The 26,203-nt window shown below is 39.7% G+C and carries 16 protein-coding genes; 9 read left to right on the top strand and 7 right to left on the bottom strand.

All coding sequences use genetic code 11. From position 1 onward, the window contains the following. Positions 1-32 precede the first annotated feature (32 nt). The 4 genes from ACFINW_RS00520 to ACFINW_RS00505 all read left to right on the top strand — a co-directional run bounded on the left by ACFINW_RS00520 (position 33) and on the right by ACFINW_RS00505 (position 5,606). The gene (locus ACFINW_RS00520; protein ID WP_375621032.1) at positions 33-848 is read left to right on the top strand and encodes an exodeoxyribonuclease III; all 816 of its coding nucleotides are present in this window, start codon (positions 33-35) and stop codon (positions 846-848) included. 61 nt (positions 849-909) lie between these two features. Further along, complete coding sequence (locus tag ACFINW_RS00515) at positions 910-2,391, top strand: efflux transporter outer membrane subunit (protein WP_375621031.1); 1,482 nt, start codon at positions 910-912, stop codon at positions 2,389-2,391. After that, entirely contained in the window at positions 2,388-3,614 is a 1,227-nt protein-coding gene (locus ACFINW_RS00510) for an efflux RND transporter periplasmic adaptor subunit (protein WP_375621030.1), read from the top strand. Before ACFINW_RS00515 ends, ACFINW_RS00510 begins: the two co-directional genes overlap by 4 nt. A gap of 3 nt (positions 3,615-3,617) precedes the next feature. After that, positions 3,618-5,606 carry a MacB family efflux pump subunit gene (locus ACFINW_RS00505; protein WP_375621029.1) on the top strand — a complete coding sequence of 663 codons (1,989 nt, stop codon included), beginning with the start codon at positions 3,618-3,620 and terminating at the stop codon, positions 5,604-5,606. A gap of 991 nt (positions 5,607-6,597) precedes the next feature. Here ACFINW_RS00505 and ACFINW_RS00500 read toward each other — a convergent pair. After that, positions 6,598-6,783, bottom strand: coding sequence for a hypothetical protein (locus ACFINW_RS00500; protein ID WP_375640640.1), 186 nt, complete (start codon positions 6,781-6,783; stop codon positions 6,598-6,600). A gap of 917 nt (positions 6,784-7,700) precedes the next feature. Here ACFINW_RS00500 and ACFINW_RS00495 point away from each other — a divergent pair. Both ACFINW_RS00495 and ACFINW_RS00490 read left to right on the top strand, forming a co-directional pair. Next, positions 7,701-12,653, top strand: a complete 4,953-nt coding sequence (locus ACFINW_RS00495) for a DEAD/DEAH box helicase (RefSeq protein WP_375673642.1) — start codon at positions 7,701-7,703, stop codon at positions 12,651-12,653. Positions 12,654-13,841: 1,188 nt separating this feature from the next. Next, positions 13,842-13,976 carry a hypothetical protein gene (locus ACFINW_RS00490; RefSeq protein WP_375611713.1) on the top strand — a complete coding sequence of 45 codons (135 nt, stop codon included), beginning with the start codon at positions 13,842-13,844 and terminating at the stop codon, positions 13,974-13,976. A 19-nt stretch (positions 13,977-13,995) separates the two neighbouring features. Here the strand turns inward: ACFINW_RS00490 and ACFINW_RS00485 are convergent, their stop codons facing one another. From ACFINW_RS00485 to acs, 4 genes are all read right to left on the bottom strand, one after another. Further along, on the bottom strand, positions 13,996-14,664 hold the full coding sequence (locus tag ACFINW_RS00485) for a YdcF family protein (protein ID WP_375621027.1): 669 nt from the start codon (positions 14,662-14,664) through the stop codon (positions 13,996-13,998). A 4-nt stretch (positions 14,665-14,668) separates the two neighbouring features. Next, positions 14,669-15,622, bottom strand: coding sequence for a cell division protein FtsX (locus ACFINW_RS00480; protein WP_375652466.1), 954 nt, complete (start codon positions 15,620-15,622; stop codon positions 14,669-14,671). Next, positions 15,615-16,274: a cell division ATP-binding protein FtsE gene (gene ftsE, locus ACFINW_RS00475; RefSeq protein WP_273723097.1), complete on the bottom strand. Its 660-nt coding sequence runs from the start codon at positions 16,272-16,274 to the stop codon at positions 15,615-15,617. The genes ACFINW_RS00480 and ftsE overlap by 8 nt, the downstream gene beginning before the upstream one ends. A 533-nt stretch (positions 16,275-16,807) precedes the next feature. Further along, the gene (gene acs, locus ACFINW_RS00470; RefSeq protein WP_375673641.1) at positions 16,808-18,751 is read right to left on the bottom strand and encodes an acetate--CoA ligase; all 1,944 of its coding nucleotides are present in this window, start codon (positions 18,749-18,751) and stop codon (positions 16,808-16,810) included. 1,321 nt (positions 18,752-20,072) lie between these two features. Between acs and ACFINW_RS00465 the strand changes: the two genes are divergently transcribed. After that, positions 20,073-20,396, top strand: a complete 324-nt coding sequence (locus ACFINW_RS00465) for a hypothetical protein (protein WP_375621024.1) — start codon at positions 20,073-20,075, stop codon at positions 20,394-20,396. Between the two features lie 131 nt (positions 20,397-20,527). Here ACFINW_RS00465 and ACFINW_RS00460 read toward each other — a convergent pair whose 3' ends face one another. Then, positions 20,528-21,217 carry a YggS family pyridoxal phosphate-dependent enzyme gene (locus ACFINW_RS00460; RefSeq protein ID WP_375621023.1) on the bottom strand — a complete coding sequence of 230 codons (690 nt, stop codon included), beginning with the start codon at positions 21,215-21,217 and terminating at the stop codon, positions 20,528-20,530. A gap of 166 nt (positions 21,218-21,383) precedes the next feature. On the opposite strand from ACFINW_RS00460, the gene leuS reads away from it, so the two are divergent. Beyond that, on the top strand, positions 21,384-24,026 hold the full coding sequence (gene leuS, locus ACFINW_RS00455; RefSeq protein WP_375621052.1) for a leucine--tRNA ligase: 2,643 nt from the start codon (positions 21,384-21,386) through the stop codon (positions 24,024-24,026). Further along, positions 24,013-24,609, top strand: a complete 597-nt coding sequence (gene lptE / locus ACFINW_RS00450; RefSeq protein WP_375621022.1) for an LPS assembly lipoprotein LptE — start codon at positions 24,013-24,015, stop codon at positions 24,607-24,609. Before leuS ends, lptE begins: the two co-directional genes overlap by 14 nt. On the opposite strand, the gene fsa is transcribed toward lptE, so the two are convergent. Beyond that, positions 24,606-25,259, bottom strand: a complete 654-nt coding sequence (gene fsa / locus ACFINW_RS00445) for a fructose-6-phosphate aldolase (protein WP_375621021.1) — start codon at positions 25,257-25,259, stop codon at positions 24,606-24,608. The two genes, lptE and fsa, sit on opposite strands and share 4 nt — an antisense overlap. Positions 25,260-26,203: the final 944 nt, after the last annotated feature.

The raw sequence follows: 26,203 nt of genomic DNA, 5'->3' as shown, positions 1-26,203 counted from the left end.
GAAAGAGTGTTACGTCATTGGGATTAAAACAAATGTTCTTTCGTATTGCGACTTGGAATATTAATTCTATTCGTTTGCGTCTTGCACAGGTTTTTCAGTATTTGGAACTCTTTTCCACAGATGTTTTGTGTCTACAGGAAACAAAATGTCCAGATGCTTTATTTCCAGTGGAGGCTTTTGAAGCAGCGGGTTATAAGCATATCGCATTGAGTGGACAAAAATCTTATAACGGGGTGGCTATTGTTTCTCGTTTGCCTTTTAAAAAGGTAGAAAAACGTTTTTTTTGTCAAAACCAAGATTGCCGTTATATCTCAGTTATTGTGGAAGCCCATGGGAGAAGCTTGCGGATTCATAATTTTTATGTTCCTGCTGGGGGAGATATCCCTGATGCTGATGTGAATGAAAAGTTTCGTCATAAGCTTGATTTTTTAGAAGGAATGTCCTCCATTCGTGCGGATCAAGGCGATGGTCTTTCTTCTCTTTTGGTGGGAGATTTAAATATTGCTCCTTTGGCAGAGGATGTTTGGTCTCATCAGCAATTGTTGAAGGTTGTAAGCCATACTCCCATTGAAACCGAGCGTTTACAGGATTTGTGTTGTCAAGGTGGATGGGTTGATCTGATGCGGTTGCATATTCCTGTTCCTACCAAGCTTTACACATGGTGGAGTTATCGTGCTCGCGATTGGGCATTTACCGATTATGGGCGGCGGCTTGACCATGTTTGGTCTTCTCAAGATTTAGCCCCTTTTGTTGTAGATCTTTCGATTTTTCGTGATGCGCGCGGATGGGAACGTCCTTCAGATCATATTCCTGTGCAAACTGTATTTGATTTTTCACGTCAAGTTTGAAATAAGAGGTAAATAAAGTATTAATATTAAATAATGATTCTGAAAGAATGCGGGAGACTGGATGTATATCAGAAATCTCAAATGGGGCGCTTCTCGTGGATTATTTTTTAGTGTCTTGTTGTGTTTGCTTTTGTCAGGATGTATGGTTGGTCCTAATTACCAGAAAACATCTTTTCGTGTTCCAGCAGTTTGGGGAGAAAAATCTGCACAGACTGCAGGGCAGCCCATTGCGCTTGCCGGATGGTGGCGGCATTTGAATGATCCTGTTCTAGATGCGTTAATGGATTACGCGATTTCTGGAAATAATAATGTTGCTGTTGCCAAAGCTCGGGTACGTGAGGCGCGTGCGGGTTTAGGACAGGTTGTGGGAACTCTTTTGCCAAATGTGTCCAATTCAATTTCAGGAACCCGTAGTCGTTCTGGACAGTCTGATGCATTGTTCAACCAGTATAGTAGTGGTTTTGATGCAAGCTGGGAGCTTGATTTTTTTGGTGGGCATAAACGTGCGGTTGAAGCGGCGCGTTATGGCCTTGATGCGGCTGTGGAAGATATGCGCGCTACCATGGTGACATTACTAGGAGATGTGGCAACAAATTATGTGCAAATGCGTGGCTGGCAACAAAAGTTGTTTATTGTGCGGCAAATTGCTGTATCACAACGTAAAACTTATGAACTGATGCGCGCTAGATTAACAGCTGGTGATGTTTCTGAGCTTGATGTTTCAAATGCGCAAGCACAAATGGCAAATACAGAAGCAGATATATCACAGATGGAAGCGAATTTAGCAATGAGCGTTCATCGCCTTTCTGTCTTAACTGGTCGTGTGCCTACGGCATTGAAGGATCTTTTACAAAAAAATGCTAAGCATGCAAAGATTCCACAACCACGCTGGCCGATACCAGCAGGAATTCCAGCCGATATTTTGTTAACACGTCCAGATTTGCGACGGGCAGAGCGTCAATATGCGCAAGCGACAGCACGGATTGGTCAACGTGAAGCAGATCGTTATCCATCACTTACTTTAACAGGTAATATTTCGACAGCAGCAACGGCAATTGATCAATTATGGAAAAATTCAACGATTGGCTGGTCTTTTGGACCTGGTCTTCGTTTTCCTCTTTTTAATGGAGGTCAGGTCGAGGCTTCTATTGCGGTAGCGCGCGCGCAGCGTGATCAAGCTTTTATTACTTATCGAGCTGCTGTGTTGGAAGCTTTAGAAGATGTAGAAAATGCGCTTGTAAGATTAACGAAGGAACATCAACGCTTAGAAAAGCTAATCGTTGCGAATAAAGCTTCTCTTCATTCCTTAAAACTTTCACGGAACCTTTTTGAGAATGGAAATACTAGTTTTCTTGAATTGTTAAATGCTGATCGCTCTTATTATTCTGCACAAATGGCGCTTAAAGATAGCCGTGTTTCTTTGGTTACGCAATATATCACGTTGATGAAAGCATTGGGGGGGGGCTGGGATGGCGTTGTTGATGTATCGCGTCCAGAAGTCGTTGATAATGCACCTCGTTCGCGTGCAAAGGTAGGGAAATGAAAAAAAACTTACTCAAAAATTTCATTACAAAACACAAAAAACTTTCCTTCTTTTTAACTGCTATATTTCTCATTCTCTTGCTGTTATGGTTACGTTCTGTTTTTTTTGGAACATCTACTCCAACTTATATAACAGCGGTGGTGAAACGTGGGGATATTGAGGAAAGTGTTTTAGCTTCTGGTCTTGTACGTCCTTACCGGTTGGTGGCTGTTGGTGCGCGAGCAACAGGGCGTGTGGTGTCAATGCATGTTTCCCCTGGAAGTGTTGTGAAAGAAGGCGATCTCTTGGCAGAAATTGATCCTACAGATCAGGAAAATGATTTAAAAAGAAAAAAAGCAGCATTATCGCATTATTATGCGAGTTTGGTAGAACAAGAAGCCTATCTTTCTCTTGCACAGAAAAATTTAGAGCGTCAGAAAAAAATGATTGAAACACGGGCGATTTCACGGGCGAACCTCGATGAGGCTGCGACACAGGTGAAAATACGCGAGGCGCAAATTGAACAACTTCGTCAGCAGATTGTGCAAGCACAAATTGATGTGGAGAGTGCAGAGGTTAATTTAGGTTATACACGCATCACTGCCCCTGCAGCGGGAACGGTTTTGGCAACAGTTGTGGAAGAAGGGCAGAATGTGAATGCGGTTCAGTCGGCGCCAACAATTGTTATTTTGGGTGATTTATCAAAGATGACGATTAAGGCGCAAATCTCAGAAGCAGATATTCTTAAAGTCCGAGCTGGACAACCACTTTATTTTACAGTTTTAGGTAATTCACAGCGTCGTTATGAAGGCGTTTTAGAAAAAGTAGAGCCGGCTCCTGAAACAATTCGTGCTGATGTGAGTATTAATCCTGGTATGGTGAGTGGTTCTAGTGCTTTAATATCATCGGCTATCTATTACAATGGAATTCTACATGTTGATAATGCGGACAATTTTTTGCGAACCTATATGACTGCTCAAGTTCATATTATCTTAGGGCGCGCACAGAATGTCTTGTTGGTTCCAAGTAATGCTTTACGCGATGAGACAAGAGAGCGTAAAGCATGGGTTTCTGTTTTGGTGGGGGAAAATAAGTTGGTTACTAAACAGGTGAGCGTTGGGTTGAATAATAAGGTTATGGCAGAGATTATTTCAGGACTTAACGAGGGTGATGTCGTCGTCACCAGTTCGTCTGATGGATTGATGCCCGAGTCTTCTAACATGCATAGCGAAGACGAGAGTTAAAGCATGAGCACAAATCAAGCAGATGCTGTCTTCGTCTTGGAAAATATTGTGCGCAAATTTCCTGCGGGCGAAGCGTTTGTTACCGTTTTGAAAAACATCAATCTTACCATTAAACGTGGTGAAATGGTGGCAATTGTAGGTGCTTCCGGTTCAGGTAAATCTACCTTGATGAATATTTTAGGCTGTCTTGACCGCCCAACTTCTGGCCGTTATTGGATCTCTGGTAAAGAAATAGCTTCCCTTTCTGCGGATGAATTGTCGGCTTTGCGACGTAATCATTTTGGTTTTATTTTTCAGCGTTACCATTTGTTGAATGAATTGACAGCTCTTGGTAATGTTGAAATTCCGGCTATTTATGCGGGAAGTGCCGTGGAAGCAAGGAAACAGCGGGCACAGGATCTTTTAACACGTTTGGGCATGGGTGATCGGATAAATCATCGTCCAAATCAGCTGTCCGGTGGTCAGCAACAACGTGTTTCTATTGCTCGGGCGCTCATGAATAATGCGGAGGTCATTCTTGCAGATGAACCAACTGGTGCATTGGACAAAAAGAGTGGGCAAGAAGTATTGCATATTTTGGATGAACTTCATCAAGAGGGACGTACTATTATCATTGTAACCCATGATATGCAGGTGGCTGAAAGAGCAGAGCGTATTATCGAAATCAGTGATGGGGAAATTATTGCTGATAAGCGGTCAAGGGTTGCAAAAACAAAAGTTGGTGGAAAATCTCTTCAGGAACAACAAAATCTAAAAGGCCAACAAAAACTGGGCTTTTTTCGTTCTTTTGTTGAGCGATTCCGTGAGGCGTTTGTGATGGCTCTGTTGGCAATGAATGCACATCGCATGCGGACTTTTCTAACAATGCTTGGGGTGATTATCGGTATTGGGGCGATTATTGCTATGGTGGCTTTAGGGAATGGTACACGAGAGAAAATTCTGGAAAATTTTAAAAGTTTGGGTGCTAATACATTAACCATTTTTCCTGGCAAAAGTTTTTCTGATCCACAAGCAGAAAAAATAACCAGTTTGGTTGAAGCTGATGCAGAAGCCTTGTCTGGGTTACCTTATGTTTCTGGTGTAACACCTCAGATTTCAACAAGCTCAAAAGTGCGTTTTGGTGCAGTTGAAGTCAATGCTGTCATTGTGGGGGTGGGAGAACAATTCTTTCAGATACAGGGGCTTAAAGTTTTCAAAGGACAGTTTTTTGATCAAAAAAGTGTCCATGATCGGGCGGTTGATCTCGTGATTGAAAAAGAAGCATTGTCTGTTCTTTTTCCCCATAGCCATGAAAGCCCTCTTGGCAAAGTGGTGCATGTGGGTAATGTTCCAGCGCGTATTATTGGTGTTGTTGATTCGCAAAATCACGCAAATGGAAATGCATCAAATACATTACAGCTTTATTTGCCCTATACAACAGTGCAAACGCGTTTTCTTGGTACAACAGAAGTTCGTGCAATTACTGTTAGGATTGCTGATGATGTCGATTCACATTTAGCGGAAAACATGGTGAAACGTTTTCTCATTATGCGGCATGGTGGAGAAGATTTTTTCATTAGAAATTCAGAATTCTTTCGTGAACGTATCATGGAGAGTACACATATCTTAACACTTTTAATTTCTTCAATTGCAGCGATTTCCCTGATTGTAGGTGGTATTGGGGTGATGAATATTATGCTGGTCACCGTTTCTGAGCGGATCAATGAAATTGGTGTGCGTATGGCAGTTGGTGCACGCCAAAGTGATATTTTGCAGCAGTTTCTCATTGAAGCGGTGTTGGTTTGTGTCATTGGTGGTGGTTTGGGGATCTTGCTTGGGCTTTCTATCGGTGGCTTGTTTCTTCTGTTTAAGGCACCTATCCATCTTATCTATACCATTGAATCGATCATTATGTCTCTTACTTTTTCAACCCTCATAGGAATATGTTTTGGCTTTTCTCCAGCGCGGCAAGCTTCACGGCTTGACCCTGTTGTCGCTCTTTCACGCGATTAAGCTTTATCAATTGGGGCATGTTTGTTCGTGATGCTTTCCACTGGATGAAGCATTTATGAAGCGAAACATGAATGGAAAAAGTTTAGCATTATTTGCTGCTCTATTTTAGAAAACGCTTTGTTCATTAAGTGGAGCGTACCACTAGAGGTGAACGTTTTATAGGGCACCCTATCATGTGAGATATGGTAGGCATATAAGCCTTATTGAGGCATTAAATGTTTTGAGAATGCATGATGAATATTTTTAAATCTTTCTTGTCGAGTCTTATGGAAGTAAATCCTATTAAGGAGAAGTTAAATGGAACCCGTTAGAATGAGATTGCTTGCAGACTGAATTTTGTTAAAAATTCTCGTCTTCTGAGATGTGAAGAGGAGAACAAATGAAATATACTGCGCGACGATTCTTAAGATTTAATCTAAAAAGAGGCGGGGGAAGTGAATAGTATATTTGCTAACAAACAAAAGAACAAAAAAGAAGGTTGATGCCAAAAACAGCTTAAACCTCCGTTCTTCCAAAAAAATGAACTGATATCGAGATAGTTGAGCAGTTTAAGAGGTTTCGTTTAGTCTTTTTAAGATTTTCGGAAAAGAGGTTATGAGGATTTCTCACTTTTAGTTTTGCAGAGGGTGGTGCAAATTATAGGTGTTTAGGTTTATGCAAATAAATTATGATCGTGCTCAAGTTTTAAAATGTGACCTAAGACACAGCCATTTTCTGTTCCTTTATGCGAGTAACTTAGCTTTCTTTAGAATATTTTGTTTAAGGCATCGCTTTTTTCTGCCTTATCTCATGATTTTGAAGCTGAAGGATAAACAAGCCATTTGAGTTTCTAGGGTAAGGATGCCGTCAGATACTCGGTAGGGGGCGTGATCTTAAGAACTAATACCGTGAGATGCGGGTTTGATTTCATGAGTTTGGTGAGGAAGACAAAAAGTTTGAGAGGCGGATGGCTTCTTATGTTGAATGATGTATGAATGAAAAGGGCTTTCATTTATTGAAAAAGAATAAGCTCATATTCAGCAGGTGTGAGATGAAGTAAGAGAACACCGTAATACCAAGCTGCAGTTATGTTGCTAAAGAACATAATGGCGCTAGTGATGAGCAATGGTATGTCTAGTTGGTATGGTATTCTTCCTCCTGCTACAAGTCCGATACAGAGCGCCATTGTGTTGCACATTGACACTCTTGTTTTAAAGAAAGATTTCTCAAGGTATCCAAGCCTATTTTGCGACGCTGTTCATGGTAAATCTATTGAGCACCTCCATCTTTACGCTTATGAAGTAATAAGCCGGGCACCATCATTATATTTGCCAGCTCGTGGGTGTTGCGATAGACCTTGCATTAAGACGGTTCATAAGAGCCATTTTTAGTCATTTCTTGTACAGTTTTTCTCCACACACTCATTCCGCTTGTGATGTGCAAGCGGGTGGTTTTGATTGATTCAAGATAAACAGATTTGAAATGAGAAAATCTTACGTTATTCAGAGTTCTAATTTAATATGAATGATGCTATATTATCATTATAAATCAATATATTGTACATATAAAAAAGAATTCTAAAACCACCCGCTATAAAGTATAAGAAGCGAATAATTAGTCTACGAAAGAACAAAAGACAAAGAAATATTTCAAAAATCAATATTTTGAATATCACAACTAATATTTTGCGTATTTATAGTGAAATTATATGCATGATCGTTCGTAAAATGCGCTGTTTTGTGTGTGGAGTTTCTTCCTTGGTATCTTGTGTGTTCGCAGGTGTCCTATCCATTTCCTCCTCTCATTCTTAAGCTAAATCCTAAAATTATTGCGCACTTTATTGTGTATTCTTAACAAAAGGCAAAAAATATTTTCAAAATCATCACGCCTTACCGTTTATTTCCATAGGGATATAGACATCAATAAATGCATCATATGATTTGGGGGATACTCAAAAAGATCAAAAGATTCTCTCTTGTTGATTTAATTAAGCATAGAAGAAATGTCTTAAAATCAAGCAATTTTAAGCTTTTTTAAGTTTTTTGGGTAGAACAAGAGGCATTGACGAATTGGTTTAGATTCGATAGTTGAAGGTATTTTTCATTGGGGAGAAGCATGACGCTGCAATCGCTTTTACAGACATATCGTGATGAAGCGCGTACCGAACGAGATAAAGGTACATATTTTGAGCGTTTTGCTCTTGCTTATCTGATACATGATCCTCTTCAGTCTGGGTGTTATGAGAAGGTTCAAACCTTTAAAGATTGGGCTCGTGAAAATGCTTGGGATGGTCGGGATACCGGTATTGATCTTGTGGCAAAGCTTCGTGATGAAGAGGGATTTGCAGCAATCCAATGTAAATTTTATGATGCAGCTTATCGGATTAGAAAAGCAGATATTGATAGTTTTATTTCGGCATCAGGGAAAGCTCCATTCAAGCGGCGTGTTATTATAGATAGTACTGAAAGTACTTGGAGTGATAACGCTGAAACAATGATACGGGGGCAGGATATTCCTGTTATACGGATTAATCTTTCCGATATACAACAAAGTCCGATCCGTTGGGAAACTTTTGCAGCCCAGGGCAAAGTTGTTTTGGAGGATAAAAAGAAGTTGCGTCCACATCAATTGGAAGCATTGCGTGATGTGCGTGCTGGGCTTGCTCAAGCAGATCGGGGGAAGCTTATTATGGCTTGTGGTACTGGTAAGACATTTACCAGTCTTAAAATTGCTGAGGATTTGGCGGGTGAAGGCAAGTTTGTTTTGTTTCTTGTTCCTTCCTTGGCACTGATGTCACAGACGGTTCGTGAATGGACAACGGATGCAGGAATCGGATTGAGATCTTTTGCTGTTTGTTCCGATACACAAGTGGGAAAGCGTCGTAAAAATAGTGATGATGTTGCTGAAATTGATGTGTTTGATCTTGCTTTTCCGGCGACAACCGATGCTGCTAAACTTGCAGAACAGGTGGCGAAGAGTGTTGCAGATAAGATGACCGTGGTGTTTGCAACCTATCAATCTATTCAGGTGATTGCTGATGCTCAGAAAAACTATGGTTTGCCAACATTTGATCTTATCATTTGTGATGAAGCGCACCGTACAACAGGGGCAACGCTGGTGGGCGAGGATGAATCCAATTTTGTTAAGGTGCATTCTAATGATGTTATTTGCGCCAAGAAACGCCTTTATATGACAGCGACACCACGCATTTTTGGTGATAACGCAAAAAGTCGTGCGAATGAAGTTAATGCCGTTCTTGCTTCGATGGATGATGAAAAGCTTTTTGGTAAAACACTTTTTTATCGGGGTTTTTCATGGGCAGTACAAAATGATCTTTTAACAGATTATAAGGTTATTGTCTTAGCAATGGACGAAAAATTGGTTAGTTCCGCTGTTCAGAAGCGCCTTAGTGATAGCGATACTGAGCTTATTCTTGATGATGCAACAAAGATTATTGGCTGTTATAAGGCTTTGACAAAACAAAATATGAAGGCTGATGTTGGTGCGGATTTATATCCTATGCATCGTGCTTTAGCGTTTTGTAAAACTATTAAAAGTTCTGAACTTGTGCGTGATGAGTTTTCTACGGTTGTTAGAGAATATCTTGATTATACGAAAGAGGATACAGAAAATGAGCATTTTCTGAAGTGTGAAATTGAGCATGTTGATGGCACTTTTAATGCGAAGGATCGTGGTGCATTACTTGACTGGTTGAAAGCTGATAGTGGTGAGGATGTTTGTCGTATTTTGACCAATGCTCGGTGTTTGTCTGAGGGGGTGGATGTTCCGGCTCTTGATGCGATCATGTTTTTAAATCCACGCAAAAGCCAGATTGATGTTGTGCAAGCGGTTGGGCGGGTGATGCGTCGCTCTGAAGGTAAAAAGATGGGATATGTCATTTTGCCAATTGGTATTCCTCCTGATACTCCAGTGGAACAGGCTTTGAACAACAATGATAAATATCGGGTTATCTGGCAAATTTTAAATGCTTTGCGTGCGCATGATGATCGTTTTGATGCGACGATTAATAAGGCATCCCTCGGGCAAGATATCAGCAATGTGATTGAGATTATTGGTGTCACGCAGAGCACTGAGTTACAGGCTGTTACGGCTGTTGTAGACAATCTTCCGGTTCGCTCACAGCCTGCACGAGCGGGAATTGGAAGTCTGGAGCATGATTGCTTTCTTACAGAGCAGGTAAACGAGGAGTTTTCTTTCTTCGTAGATGAACTTTCTCGTGCGATTTTGGCAAAGATCGTTAAGAAATGTGGGACACGTGATTATTGGGAGGATTGGGCGAGCAATATTGCTGAAATTGCTAAGAATCATATCACGCGCTTAACAGGCATTCTGGCAGAGCCAAATACTGAGGCGCGTCAAGCCTTTGACAGGTTTGTGGCAGAACTGCGTGATGACTTAAATGATGCTGTTACAGAAGCTGATGCGATTGAGATGTTGGCACAGCATATTATCACGCGTCCTGTCTTTCAGGTGTTGTTTGAAGGCTATCAGTTCACACGTGAGAATCCTGTCTCGCGTGCTATGCAGCGTATGCTTGATGTGCTTGATGAGGCAAATCTTGATAAGGAATCCAAAGATCTGGAAAAATTTTACGCAAGTGTAAAATTACGAGCCAGTGGCATTACGGATCCAAAAGCAAAACAGAGGTTGATTGTAGAGCTTTATGATAAGTTTTTTCGTTATGCTTTTCCACGCACTGTAGAAAAACTAGGCATTGTTTATACCCCCGTCGAGGTTGTGGATTTTATTTTGCACTCTGTCAATGATGTCTTAGAGCAAGAATTTGGGCAAACGCTTGGCTCACCGGGTGTGCACATCATGGATCCTTTTACTGGAACGGGTACTTTTATCACGCGGCTTTTACAATCGGGTCTGATAAAGCCAGAAGAAGTGAAACACAAATTTTGTCGTGAAATTCATGCCAATGAAATTGTGCTTTTAGCCTATTATATTGCAGCCATTAATATTGAGACGACCTATCATGGTCTGATGGGGGGCGATTATGTTCCGTTTGAGGGAATTTGTTTGACCGATACATTCCAGCTTTATGAGCAAGAAAAAGACCTGATCAGTGATTTGCTGGTGGATAACAGTACACGTCGGGCGCACCAGAAGGAACTGGATATTCGTGTTATTGTTGGCAACCCCCCTTATTCTTCTGGACAAAAAAGTGAAAACGACAATGCGCAGAATATTGGCTATCCTAAATTGGATCGTCGCATTCGTGAAACCTATGCCGCTCAATCTAAAGCAAGCAATGTTAATGGACTTTATGACAGTTATATTCGTGCCATTCGTTGGGCAAGTGACCGTATAAAAGACTGTGGTGTTATTGGTTTTGTGACAAATGCAGGTTTTATCAGTAGTTACTCTACGGATGGTTTACGAAAATGTTTAATCGAGGAATTTAGCAGCCTTTATATTTTCCATTTGCGGGGGAATCAACGAACTTCTGGAGAGCTCTCTCGAAAGGAGGGGGGAAAGATTTTTGGTTCTGGGTCTCGCGCACCTATTGCGATTTCCATTTTGGTTAAAAATCCGGATGCACAACAGCATGGGAAAATATATTTTCGTGATATTGGAGATTATCTCACAGCAAAAGAAAAGCTCCGTGAACTTCAGAGGTTGGGGAGTATTAGTGGTATCACACGTGAACACAGCTGGCAGATGATTACACCTGATGAGCATGGCGATTGGCTGAATCAGCGCAATAATGATTTTGAAAAATTTCTAGCCTTAGGTGACAAGAAAGGCAGTGATAAAAGGCTCTTTGAAAATTTTTCTGGCGGTATACAAACTAGTCGTGATGCTTGGACATATAACTCAAGTCGTGAAGCTTTAGCAAAGAATATGAGCAATATGATTGCTTTTTATAACAGTGAAGTAGAGCGTTTTAATGCTGCGTATCTACATTCTGATCGCAAAGCACGTGCAAATGCTGTGAACGATTTTGTCAATACAGATTCTAGAAAGATTAGTTGGAGTAGTAGCCTTAAAGAAGAATTAATAAGGGGGAAAGCTTTTAAATTTAAAGATACGTATATTACCCAGAGCCTTTATCGTCCTTTTACACAACAGTGGCTCTATTACAATCGTGTTTTTAACCATAGAGTTTTACAAATGCCACGTATTTTTCCTCTGGAACAAGCGGCTGAAAATAAGGTGATACAAGTTACGGGAATTGGAGCAAGCAGTGGCTTTTCTGTTCTGATGACTAAGAATTTATCTAATCTTCATGCAATGGATACTGGTCAATGTTTTCCACGGTATGTTTATGAAGATGCTGTGTCCTTGAAAAATAAGGAGGGGGATCAGGTTCATTTGTTTGCAAATTTTGCAGAGGAAAGCAAAGAAACTGGTTTAGAGCGGCGTGATGCTCTTACGGACGAAGGGTTGGCTTATTTTAAGGCAGCTTATCCTGGTGAAATGATAACAAAGGATGATTTGTTTTATTATGTTTATGGGATTTTGCATTCTGAAGATTATCGTGCTCGTTATGCGCATAATCTGTCTAAACAATTGCCGCGTATTCCAACAGTTAAAAAGGTAGAGGATTTTTGGGCTTTTGTTACAGCGGGGCGCAAGCTTGGTGATTTGCATATGAATTATGAAGAGGTTGAACCCTATCCCGTTACCTATAAACAGGGTGATCCAAGAACTTGGGTGATTTCTGATGAGAAGGGTTTTTATCGTGTTGAAGCAATGAAATTTGCTGGTAAGCGTGGTGCTATTGACAAAACCACCGTGGTTTATAATGCGAATATCACGATGCAGAATATTCCTCTTGAAGCTTATGAGTATGTGATCAATGGCAGGCCTGCTCTTGAATGGGTTATGGAGCGGCAGGTTGTCAAAACGGATAAAGCGAGTGGGATTGTGAATGATGCCAATCGCTATGCTGTTGAAACGGTGGGTAATCCAGCTTATCCATTGGAATTGTTTCAGCGGGTTATTACTGTAAGCTTGGAAACAATGAAAATTGTGCGCAACCTGCCAAAATTGGAAGTGAGAGAAACTGAAAAGGTTAAATTATCCATTGTGCGGTAAAATAGCGCTGTGTCGTAACAAACTGGCACTATCACACACCTTGTCAGCTCGTGGGTATTGCGACAGCCCTTGGCACTTGAGACAAGTCCATAAGAGGCATGTCTTTCTTGTACAGTTTTACGCTGCGCAGGCTCTCTTCCTTTGTGATGTGCAAGTCCTATGTGATGTGCAAGAAAATGGTTTTGATTGATTTAATAGAGAGCAGATTTGAAATGAGAGAATCTGATGATATTGAGAGCTCTCATTCAAGTTGTAGCGTAATAAATTTTCATTATAAATCAATATATTGTATGTGATAAAGCACCTTAGGCAGTGAGGTCGCTAAAATTATGACGCATGAGCTTTAGCGGTAGTGATGAATATTCTCAGGCAGGGTTTTCTTGTCTAGCTTTATGTGAGTAAACCATATAAATGGGGAAGCTGAGTGGAACCTGTCCAGAGAAAGTGGATTGTTTACAAATCGTTGCTAATAAGAATCGTCGCCTTTTGAGATGTTGAGAGGAAATGAAAATTCTCATGAAATCTGTCTTTTGAGGTGTTCTGATATTGAAGTGAGCAGGTGGAACGCGTTAGACAAGAAGCTGAGTTATTATTGTTTACAGATCAATAGAGTTTAAAAATTTTCGTTCTTTTTGGGGATGAAACCAGACAAAAGGTGATCTTAGAGAGCGAAATGATTTCAAAAAAGATTGCGATAAAAAACGTAGGGTATTTGTCGCGGTGTGCGTTTTGAGCTTATTCCTATCTGTGATCTAAAATGCTCTTATGAAGACGCTTTGTATAATGAAGAGATTGTTTCTAATGTATTGATTTATAATGATAGTTTAACCTTCTCTCTGTTGAATGAGAAATCTAACTATTATAAATTTTCTTATTTTAAATCTATTAAAATTATTTTTTTGCATGTCATACAAGGTTGGTATGTTCGTGTTTAAGAAAGGGGTAATGCATGCCTCTTACCAATCATCCCAAGAGGTTTAAGAGCTATCGTAATACTTGGGGGGTGGCAAAATATAGGGTGAGGCGGTTTGCATTTTTTATGAAGGGTAAGACAGTGGTATAAATAGATTTTTATGACAAGTCTGGAAATCTTATGGCTGTCTGGGGGCTCTATTTACAAGAGCTTATATATTGGGATGGTATGTACAGATCCGCGCTGTGAGATATGTTTGGGATGTAAGAGATGTTTTGGGTGAACGTGCAAATACAGTGACACGTGCATTGGGATGTTCTGCGTTGTATGAGGGTAAGCTCTGTCGAGCTTTTATAGAGGCAACTCGTGTGGAAGGGTATGAAGCGGTTCGTGGGTGGCAAGGTTTTTAAAAAGTCAGAAGGATAAAGATTAGAATGCGGTTCTGATATAGACTTGGAGCGTTTTAATATATTGGAATATAAGAATGCGGATTTGATTGATCTGTTGTATTGCGCTTTCAGCATTGTTCTTTTTAACAGGATAGGCAATGAAATGGATATCAGGCATTAAATATTTAAGTTCTCGCATTGAGCGCCACACATGGTAATCATGGGTGACGATATAAAGGGTTCTATAGTGGTGTTTTTTGATCCAAGCGGCGCTTTCTTCGGCGTTTCCTCTGGTGTTAATCGCTTGATGCCCAATGTCAATACAACAGGAGATAAGCCGTGGGGTAATATGCATGTTGTGCATGAGACTTTTCAGATTGGTTGTGGTGTTTACGCCACTGATGAGGAGACGTGAACCAAACCCCCTTTGTAAGAGATTAAGTCCTGTCTCTATTCGGTTTTCTCCACCTGTAAGCACGATAATGGCATCCGCTTTGGGGAGAGGTGTTGGGGGAGAAAGTCGTTCAGTTTTTTCAGAAAAAATGATAAAACCGCTCCAGAAAATGAAAACAATGATTGAAAGAGTAAGGGTTGTCGGTGGAAAATAGCGAAATAAAAAGCAGGGAGACCAACTATTATAGTGGGGCCGTTTTGGAAGAGGACGTTCTAAATTTTTTTGCATCAATGAGTTGGGGCTGTTGTGAGTCATAAAATTAAAATAAACCGTTTTCACATTGATCGATTTTTTTCAGTTGCGCTAAAATAGTCATGCGGTTGGTAAGGGTGGTGAGAAAAGAAACGAAAATAATAAGCAGAGTGATTTTTCCGTAGGGGATGGAACTTATGGAAAGATGTCCAAACAAAGCTGTTACTTGGCTAGCTTCTACTCTTCCCAAGTTATAATTCGTCCAGAAGCAAAAGGCTGAAAACAGAAATATGCTTGTAAGACCACCATATAAAGCACCACGCAGCGCAGTTTTAAAAAAATGCCAGTCAAATTGGCGCGCAATGAAAAGAGTTTCAGTACCAAGGAAATATAAGACATTGATAATATGTGTATTTTCTGCCAATGCATTGCGGGTGGCAAAAATGATGGTGAGGATAAGAGAGCCTAAAACCAATGCTAAAATTGAAAAACCAATGAAAACAGTGGTGTGTGCCATGGTCGCAAAACGATGAACCCAAACACGGTGATCATCAAATTGACCTCCTGGAATTTGGGTTTTAATGGCGTGATTAATGGCTGAAAAATTGATTTTTTCATCCCCATTCAGGGTCACAATGATGAGGCGGGGAAGGGGTAGTTCATTGACATTGAAGCCTGTTCCAAGCCATGGCTCCAGTAACTTTTCTGTAGCTTTTTGGTCAACAATTTTTGCATCTTGTACACCAGAAAATGTTTTAACCAATTGTACGGCATCACGGAGTGCTTTGTTGATATCAACATTGTCAATGGGGCGTATTTGTATTGTTGCTTCATAGCTAATCTGATTACTCCAATTTTGGGCGGCACGTTGGACCAAATCAACACCGATTAAGGTGAGGCTTGAAAGAAATGTCATAATAGCAATCACGGCAACTAATGCTTTTCCAGAAATATTACCACTGGGAATAATCGCTGTTGTATTTTTTTTATTGCTTGTAAAAATGGGGAAAGACTTATTCATGAATCGTCATCCGTCCGTTATGGAGAAGCATACGTCGTGCTGCAACTTGTTCCATTAAGGCAATATCATGGGTAGCAATGATAACAGCTGTTCCAAAACGATTTAATTCAATAAACAAACGCAGTAGGCGTTTTGCCAAGGGCGGATCGACATTTCCGGTGGGTTCATCGGCAAGTAGAATTTCAGGTTGATCAATGAGTGCGCGTGCAATGGCTACCCTTTGTTTTTCCCCACCGGAAAGAACCGGTGGTAAAACATGAATATGATCTCCAAGACCTACCCAACAGAGAAGATCTTCCACTTCACTGCGATAGGTTGCTTCTTCTTGTCCTTTAATGCGTAAAGGTAAGGAGACATTTTCATAAGTGGTCATGTGGTCGAGTAAACGAAAATCTTGAAAAACCACCCCGATACGTTGTCGCAGCGCAGGGAGCTCTTGTCGTTTGAGTAATGCTGTGTCTGTTCCAAAGAGATCAATATGACCGCGGGTGGGTTTGAGTGCCAAAAACATAAGACGCATCAGCGACGTTTTCCCTGCTCCAGAGGCACCTGTGAGAAATTGAAATGATCCAGGAGGAATATGAAAGCTAATATCACGAAGGACCTCAGGGCCCATTCCATAGCGTAGGCCGACATTTTCAAAATGAATCACTTTTTATTATTACTCCTGATTTTATATTGCATCATTTATTCTAAAAACTCTTACTTTCATTGCTTTAGATTTTTGTTGTAAGCTTGTTTATTTTAGATTTCATGGTTTTCAATATTTTTTATACACCCTCGTTATAGATAAATATTTTTGCTCAAGAATATTATCACTTATACTTTCTTTTTTTAGCCTTATTTATGATTTTAGCAGGAATTTCAAAGGGATTCTAGCATAAACATCAGAACTATTTTTCCTTCTTACTCAGAGGTTTTTTTGCACTGAGTGGACATTGGGTGATTTTAAAAAGCTATGTTGCTCTTTTTATCTTACTTTCTTATTCTTGTTCGTATCCCAATCCTGAGGTTTTTGCTTAAATTATTTCTTACCTGTTATGAAAAAAAGCGTTTGTTGTTAGAATGATTGAGCTTCTCATGAATTGTTTTGTTTTTTATTCTCCTCAGTGGTTTTCGTAATAATGCTGAGATAATTTTAGCAAAAAAACAAAAACCACCGTATGTTGTATTGCGTCGTGTTTTTTAGTTTTGTCGGTTGGCAATCAGATCTTCAACAACTTGCGGTTCGGCAAGGGTTGAAATATCTCCGAGAGTATCAAAATCGTTTTCAGCGATTTTTCGTAAAATACGTCTCATAATTTTCCCTGATCGCGTTTTGGGAAGCTGTGGAGCAAACTGAATTTTATCCAATATGGCAATAGAACCTATTTCTTGTCTCACATGCTTGATAAGGTCTTTTTGCAATTCTTCACTTGGCGCTGTTCCTTCCATGAGGGTCACAAAACTATAAATTCCTTGTCCTTTAATGGGATGCGGGTAACCCACAATGGCTGCTTCTGATACAGCGGGATGAGAAACAAGGGCTGATTCAATTTCAGCAGTTCCTAACCTGTGCCCCGAGACATTGAGAATGTCATCAACCCGCCCTGTAATCCAGTAATAGCCGTCACTATCGCGCCTACAACCATCGCCTGTAAAATATCTTCCTTTATAGGAGGAAAAATAAGTTTGAATAAAGCGCTCATGATCTTTATAAAGCGTGCGCATTTGTCCTGGCCATGAATCACTGATACAAAGATTGCCTTCTGCTTCACCTTCTAAAATATTGCCTTGGGCATCAACAATTTGGGGTTGAACACCAAAAAAAGGACGTGTGGCTGATCCTGCTTTAAGGGGGGTTGCACCAGGCAAGGGTGTGATCATATGCCCTCCTGTTTCTGTTTGCCACCATGTATCGAGAATCGGACAACGGTCATTTCCAACTGTATGATAAAACCATTCCCATGCTTCTGGGTTAATAGGTTCGCCTACCGTTCCTAAAAGACGTAACGACGTCCTGTTTGAGTGTTCAACAAACGAATTTCCTGCTCCCATTAAGGCGCGGATAGCTGTTGGTGCGGTATAGAGTGTATTGACTTGATGCTTGTCGACAATTTCCCAGAATCTGCCTTTGTCAGGAAAGGTTGGTGTGCCTTCAAACATTAAAGTGGTCGCACCATTGCATAAAGGTCCATAAACCAAGTAAGAATGACCGGTAATCCACCCAATATCAGCTGTGCACCAGTAAACTTCATTGGGGTGGTAATCAAAAACATATTGGTGAGTCATCGAGGCAAAAACAAGATAGCCCGCTGTGGTATGCAAAACACCTTTAGGTTTGCCGGTTGAGCCTGAAGTATAAAGAATAAAAAGTGGATCTTCAGCATTCATTGGTTCTGCTGGACAAGCTGTTTTGGTATGAGCTATCTCTTCGTGGTACCAAAAATCACGCCCCTCTACCCATTGAATGGGTCCACAAGTCCGCCGTATAACCATGACTTGGTCCACCTGCACGTTTTGGCGTGCTGCTATCTCAATAGCATGGTCAACGTTGTCTTTTAAGTTGATCCGTTTGCCGCCACGCAAGCCGTGATCAGCGGTAATCATAAAGGTTGATTCACAATCGACAAGGCGTCCTGCTATTGCTTCAGCAGAAAAGCCAGCAAAAATAACCGAATGAATAGCTCCAATGCGAGCACAAGCAAGCATGGCATAGGCTGCTTCGGGAATCATAGGAAGATAAATGGTTACTTTATCGCCTTTCTTAATGCCACGACTTTTCAAAAGATTAGCAAAACGACAAACATGTTCATAAAGCTCGTTATAGGTTATTTTTTTATCATGATAAGGATTATCTCCTTCCCAAATGAGCGCGATTTTGTCTCCATGGGTTTTCAGGTGGCGATCAATGCAATTATAGGTAACATTTGTTATCCCATCTTCGTACCATTGAATGGAGACATCTCCGTTAAAAGAAGTGTTTTTTACTTTTGTAAAAGGTTTAAACCATTCAATGCGTTGACCATGTTTGGCCCAGAAGCTTTCTGGATCATTGATGCTTTCTCGATACCATTGTTGATAAGTTTCCTCATCGAGTAAAGTATTTTTTTTGATCTCTTCTGATATTGGATAAATTTTTTCAGTCATGTTTCCCTCTTTTTATTGTTTGGAAAAATCTGCCTCTGTATTTTTGTATGGTTATATTTGTGGCAGAGTTTTCCCAAAAGCTTTTCATTATGAGGTTAGACTAAATGACAAAGATTAGAATAGTCAATTTTTAAATCTGATACGTTTTTCTTAAAAAGGTATTTTATGCTTTTAGGATATTCAAATATGGCAAAGACTATTGCGGTATAGAGCTTTTTATAAACGCACAAAGGCACTAAAAAATATCATATAAAAAGGGAGATGAAGGTGCTTTATTGATTATCGCTTTAAATGTTTTTTATTTTGTATTCCCTTATTTAAAAAAGAATAAGTTTATTAATAATTAATTAAACCAAAATATCAGAAATAATGAAAAGAATTACTGTATATAAAGTTTATTTTATATTTACTTTCCAACTGTAACTACCACTTTTAAAAACCAATAGCATATATAGGGATAAAGACAATGAGAATACAAAACATTCTTACGATTTCATAACAAATATTCATTATAAAAAAATCCTGATTATAAGATGTGATCCACAATAGATATCTCTGAAAATTATTTTATGCACAGATGTAGATATTTAATTTTGGTATATTCTTACAAATATACTTACAAAATTATTTAACTTCAGAGATATCTTTGTCGCCATATGACCGAATGTGTTGAATGAACCAAACATATTAATTCTCCTTAATTATCCACATTAAAAGTAGTATCACAATGATACATTTCAAATGGTTATTACGTATTTTAGATCATTGTCAAAGATAAATTTTAAAAATGGAAATAAAAATACTATATAAATCATATATATGTTATGTATATATTAATATTTTTCTTAAAAAGATAATAATATTATTTACAATATTTTAAAATATAAGAAATACCCCATGGTTTTTCTTAATTAAAGTTTAAAATCAGAAAAATTGCGCATATGAAAAGTTGAAGTTTTTCTCTTTGTTTACGAGAAAGATAAAGAAATAATGATAAAGAAATATCGTTATTGGGATCGATCTCATTGCCATTGTTTTGCCTACATGTATTATGCGCATATGCATGGGATTCGTTCTTTTATTTTTCAGGCGAATATTAACCGTATTTTATGCTTTGTAGAGCATGGAAAGCCTCTATGCTATCGTTGATCTTATAGATTGCTAGCATGTTGTTTAGCGCGGCTCTTGGTGCTCTATTGGGTATTTGAGATGTTTATTTTGCTCAAGTGACTTACATGAAAGAGTTTTGTTACTGTATTATGCAGCCATAAGCCTCTTTTGCCTGCTTTACGCCATTGGCATGCGGGGAAATTGTTTACGCATGTTGGAGAAGTTAAGAGAATGCGTGATTTTCAATGAAAATCATTGCGATAATCGTATTCAATATTCTTTTGCTATTAGTGATTTTGCGACAGTTTTTTCATTCATGCTCAACGCCCCTCTTATCATTTTGCTTTTATATAAGGATTTATTTTTTATGTTGCTTTTGCTGGAGAGGCGGTCAGAGGGGAGTAAAGTAGAAGCAATGTGCGATAATATGAGAGCAAAATTGCAATGCTATCTTGAAGCTATTGTATGTGTTGTGGATGTGCCGGTGAGAAATTTGAGAAGACCAGCTTTTTTGCTTATTTTGCTAACAGGATGAAAGAAGGACTGAAATCTTTTTTGCTAGAATTGCTCTTTTATTGATATTGAAGGAAATATTTTTTCTCATTTCTGCTGTTTTTGGCTTGTTCGTAGAATTTTCAATGGGAATTTATATGAGGGGAAATTGCTTTACACAGGGCGTTTTCCAAATAAAGCGGAGCCAATGCGAAGGACATTAGAGCCAAACTGTAGAGCGGTTTTGAAGTCACTGGACATACCCATGGAAAGCTTTGGAAGACCTGCTTGTTTTGCTAATTTTGCTAAGAGCGCGAAATAGGGGCCGGGGTTTTCGTCGACAGGGGGAATGCCCATAAGTCCGATGATATCAAGTCCATAATTGTTTTTGCATTGAGAAACAAAAGGGATCACTTCTTGTGGTGCGATACCACTTTTTTGCGGTTCTAAGCCAATATTGACTTGAACATAGCAGGGAAGATGCCTTTTTTGCTTTTGCATTTCTTCCATCAAAACTTTGGCTATTTTTTCACGATCAACCGTTTGGATGACATCAAAAAGTTTGACAGCTTCAGCGGCTTTATTCGATTGTAGGGGACCGATGAGATGGAGTTTAATATTTTCAAATTGTTGACGTAACCCGAGCCATTTTTGTGCTGCTTCTTGTACGCGGTTTTCTGCAAACAAAGATTGGCCTGCTTGCAAAAGGGGTCGTATATCAATAGCAGAAACAGTTTTTGAAACAGCGATAAGTTCAATTTCTTCTACAGGGCGTTGTAACTCTTGACATGTTTCAGCAATGTCTTTTTGAAGGTTTTGCCATGCTTCAATGGAAGGGGCATCGAGGGGCGTTTGTGTATTCATGTTTTTGTGCTTTACCTTTTTTGTTCAAGAGTTGGTCGTTTTTTTTAAAGTTTTATAAAATACTTAGGGAAATATTTCACGAAAATGTTGACGATGAGGTTAATCCATGGTCAAGCATAATAAAACAAGTTTTTTGGTTCAGTTTTATTAAAAGAGTATAATGGGAATGACGATTGAGCATTATAAGATAGGCGAACGCTATAATCCACGTGCGAGAGAAAAAAAATGGCAAGAAATTTGGGATGAAAAGAAAATTTTTCAGACTGTCCAAGAAGATGCTCGTGAAAAATATTATGTTTTAGAGATGTTTCCTTACCCTTCTGGGCGCATTCACATGGGGCATGTGCGCAATTATGCCATGGGGGATGTGGTTGCACGCTATAAACGCGCCAAGGGGTTTAATGTCCTTCATCCCATGGGGTGGGACGCTTTTGGGATGCCGGCTGAAAATGCTGCTATGCAAAATAAAGTGCACCCTAAAACTTGGACTTATCAAAATATTGCGGTGATGCGTGGGCAATTAAAGCAATTAGGGCTCTCGATAGATTGGACTCGGGAATTTGCGACTTGTGATGTGGAATATTACCACCGCCAACAAATGTTGTTCCTTGATTTCTATCAAAAGGGGTTGGTAGCACGTAAAGTGGCTAAGGTGAATTGGGATCCTGTTGATCATACTGTTTTGGCCAATGAACAGGTTGTTGATGGGCGGGGATGGCGTTCTGGTGCGTTGGTGGAACAACGTGAGTTGACGCAGTGGTTTTTCAAAATTAGCGACTTTAGTGAAGATCTCTTGGCAGGGCTTGAAGAGCTGAACCAATGGCCGGAAAAAGTTCGCACCATGCAAAAAAATTGGATTGGAAAATCACAAGGTTTGCTGATTCGTTGGGCTTTAAAGTCGGCGGGTGATGCTGATGATGTTTGTGAGAAATTTGATGAGGTTGTTTGTTATTCAACGCGTCCTGATACACTGTTTGGCGCTTCCTTTTTGGCTCTGTCTGTTGATCATCCTATTGCACAAGCTTTGGCAAAAAAAGACAAAGCGTTGAGTGCTTTTATTGAAAATTGTCGGTGTGGTGGAACGACAACGGCAGCACTTGAAACAGCTGAAAAACAAGGGTTTCTCACGCCCCTTTTGGCTGTTCATCCTTTCGATTCAACAGTACATATTCCCGTTTATATCGCGAATTTTGTGCTTATGGATTATGGAACAGGGGTTGTTTTTGGTTGTCCAGCTCATGATCAGAGAGATTTCGATTTTGCGCGTAAATATGATCTTCCAATAAAACCCGTGGTTTTGCCAAAAGGAGAGCAAGCAGAAGATTTTGTTATTACTGAAACACCTTATACGGGTGATGGGGTGATGATCAATTCTAGTTTTTTGGATGGTTTGACACCCCGACAAGCTTTTGAAGAAGCTGCTAAAAAGCTTGAAAAACAAATGCTCAATGGGCAACCGCAAGGGAAGAAAACAGTGCAATTTCGTTTGCGTGATTGGGGGATTTCGCGTCAACGTTATTGGGGGTGCCCCATTCCGATGATCCATTGTACAACTTGTGGGGTTGTTCCTGTTCCACGTGCTAATTTACCGGTTGTGTTGCCTGATGATGTTACTTTTGATCAACCAGGAAATCCTCTTGCACGACATGAAACATGGCAGAATGTTACTTGTCCTTCCTGTGGTCAACCTGCCAAACGCGAAACCGATACCATGGATACATTTGTTGACTCTTCTTGGTATTATGCACGCTTTACGGCTCCTTTTGCGCAGGGACCTGTTGACAAACAAGCAACAGCTGAATGGTTGCCTGTGCAACAATATATTGGTGGAATTGAGCATGCCATTTTGCATCTTCTTTATGCACGCTTTTTTATGCGTGCTATGAAATTGGTCGGTCATGTGACGGTAGATGAGCCTTTTAAGGGGCTTTTTACCCAAGGTATGGTGGTGCATGAAACCTATCGAGATGGTAAAGGGTGGGTTTCTCCAGCAGAAATTTCGATTGTTGAAAAAGATGGAAAGCGGTGTGCTTATAAATTAACCGATCAAAGTGAAGTGACGATTGGTTTGATTGAGAAAATGTCAAAATCAAAAAAGAATGTCGTTGATCCTGATGATATTATTGCATCTTATGGCGCTGATACTGTGCGTTGGTTTGTGTTGTCAGATTCTCCTCCCGAGCGGGATGTCATTTGGACAGAATCTGGTGTTGAAGGTGCACATCGCTTTGTACAGCGTGTTTGGCGCCATGTGGCTGTGAGTGCTTCTATTTTAAAGGATGTGGCGCCTTGTGCAGGGCATCAGGGAGCGGCTTTGGAACTCTCAAAGGTCGCACATCGCACGCTTTGCGCTGTAGAAGATGATTTGGAAAAATTCGCTTTTAATCGGGCTATTGCACGCCTTTATGAATTCTTGAATATTATGGCGCCGTTGTTAAATAGGATAGAAAGTGTTGACGATGAAATGAAAGCTTCTTTACGTCAAGCTATGGATTTTTTTCTTGCTATGATTGCACCCATGATGCCCCATTTAGCAGAAGAATGTCATGCTGCTTTAGGGGGAAAAAATTTAATATCTGCGCTTGCTTGGCCTATTTATGATCCCACGTTAACCGTTGCGGAATGCTATACTTTGCCAGTACAAATTAATGGTAAAAAACGTGGTGAGGTGAGCGTTGCAGCAACTGCTGATGAGGTGATGATTAAAGAAGCGGTTTTGGCGTTAGATTTTGTAAAGGCGCAGCTGATTGAAAAGCCTGTGAAAAAAATCATTGTTGTTCCACAAAGGATTGTGAATGTCGTTTTTTAGAAGTTCTATTCTTGTCATTTTAGCTGGTGTATTCACACTGTTGTGTGGATGCAAAGTTGAACCGCTTTACCGTCAAGAGTTGCAGAGTGCAATGACAATGGATTCTGCTTCTTATGGGAATCCTGCTTCTGGACAAGCTTCTTTGGGATTAGCGCAAAAGCTTGCTTCTATTGTTGTGGAAGAACCTTCGGATCGTTTTGGACAAATGGTGCGCAATCATCTTCTATTTCTTTTGTATGGAAATGGTGCTAAACCTTCTCTACCTGCTTATCAATTGGCATTGCAGATATCCGTCTTTACCAGAGAATCGATGCAGATAGAGGTTGATTTCGAGAAAAAGAGAAAGGGACGACCTTCTGTTGGAACTGTTATGAGCAGAGCTTCTTACACTTTGCAGGATATGAAAAATACTCTTGTTGCAAAAGGAACAGCAATGATGAATGCATCTTTTGAGCGACTTCGTCAAGAATATGCAACGCTGCAAGCAGAAGAAGATGCAAAAAAACGTGTTGCGGAAGAGTTGGCTGAACAGATCTTTTTGTTACTTTCAAAAGATCTTTCCAATAAAAATTCTAGATATTAAGCAATATTTTGTCCTGTTTTTTTCCAGTCGTCGAGGAATATTTGCAACCCTTTGTCGGTGAGAGGGTGTTTGACCAGTGCTTTTAAGATTGCTGGTGGAACTGTTGCAATGTCAGCACCACTGAGTGCTGCTTCTTTGACATGATTAACGGTGCGGATTGAAGCGGCCAAGATTTGTGTTTCAAAGTTATAGTTATCATAAATTGTGCGAATTTCATGAAGCAGTTCACTTCCATCATTTCCACAATCATCAAGTCTACCAATAAAAGGTGAAACGAATGTTGCGCCTGCTTTGGCGGCTAATAAGGCTTGATTGGCAGAAAAACAAAGTGTGAGATTTGTTTTTAGTCCTGCTGCTGTGAGGGCTTTACAGGCTTTTAATCCATCGAGTGTTAAAGGAAGCTTGATACAAATATTGTCGGCAACCTTTGCTAAAACAGCTGCTTCTTTCATCATGTTTTCAAATTCTGTTGCTGCAACTTCAGCAGAAACAGGTCCGCTAACGAGAGCACAAATTTCTTTTGTAACATCAAGAATATTGCGTCCTGATTTTAGGATAAGAGAGGGATTGGTTGTGACACCATCAACAAGGCTTAAATTCTGTAACTCTTGAATTTCTTCAATATTGGCGCTATCCACAAAAAATTTCATCTCTAACCTCTTCTTTTTAGCTTTATCCTATTTTTTGTTATGCGCTATTGTTGACTGCAAAAGCAAGAGAAAGAATTAATATCTGTGTAAAGAACAAGAATGCTATGGTGTTAATCATGTACCCGTTTTCGGTAAAGAAATATGATTTATCGTTTCCACACCTATTTCATAGTGTTGCTCGTGATAAGGCATAGAATTCATTGCGTACCAACATTTTTGCGTATTGGCATCTTTGCGTAGCGGTGTTTTTATATTTATGGAAATAAGCTAGCATTATCAAACACTTTGCTCATTTCCTATTTGCGATTGCTCTTGATATTTGAGAGTGCATCATAAGATACCTTCCTTTTTTAGGGGGTATGTTTAACTTTGTTTTTGATGAAAGCGGATGGATTTATTTTGTCGTAAAACACTGTTGAAGAACGCCTGTAAAATTTTACGCATGAAGGGTTTTTTATGGTCAATTACATTGATTTATTCTGTGTTCTCCATTCTTCAACAATACGCTTTTGTGCTGCTTGTATTGTTGCTTGATTCTCAATCAAGCTGAAAGATGTATACACGTGTTTTCACGTTTTGGCACAAAGCCAAGGTGAATATTGTAACGGCTCCATTTGCAATATTATTCTCCCTATAATTAAAATCATGGGATACTCTTTACATCAATAAGGATTTACAAATGTTCCTCGATGGGGTTGAAATGAGAAAAATTCATCGTATTGAGGGTTTTATTACAATAGGTAAAATGATGATTATATCTTTATAAATCAGTTTGTTGAAGATAAATTGAGATATGAGGCGGTAAAAAAATAAACGTGTGTGTTGGGAAGAGGTCACACTATGGGATCGCTTTGTTGAAGGATGCACTTAACCGATAGCATGTTGAATGCTTAATAGTGATGCGCTTTATTTACACAAAAGAATGGCGCTGGTTTTTTTGCTAT

This window comes from Bartonella sp. AA18HLJMS (genome assembly GCF_042197245.1).
Taxonomy (GTDB): domain Bacteria; phylum Pseudomonadota; class Alphaproteobacteria; order Rhizobiales; family Rhizobiaceae; genus Bartonella.
Note: the sequence above shows the minus strand (reverse complement) of the source record. Positions and strands in the feature narration are given on the sequence as shown.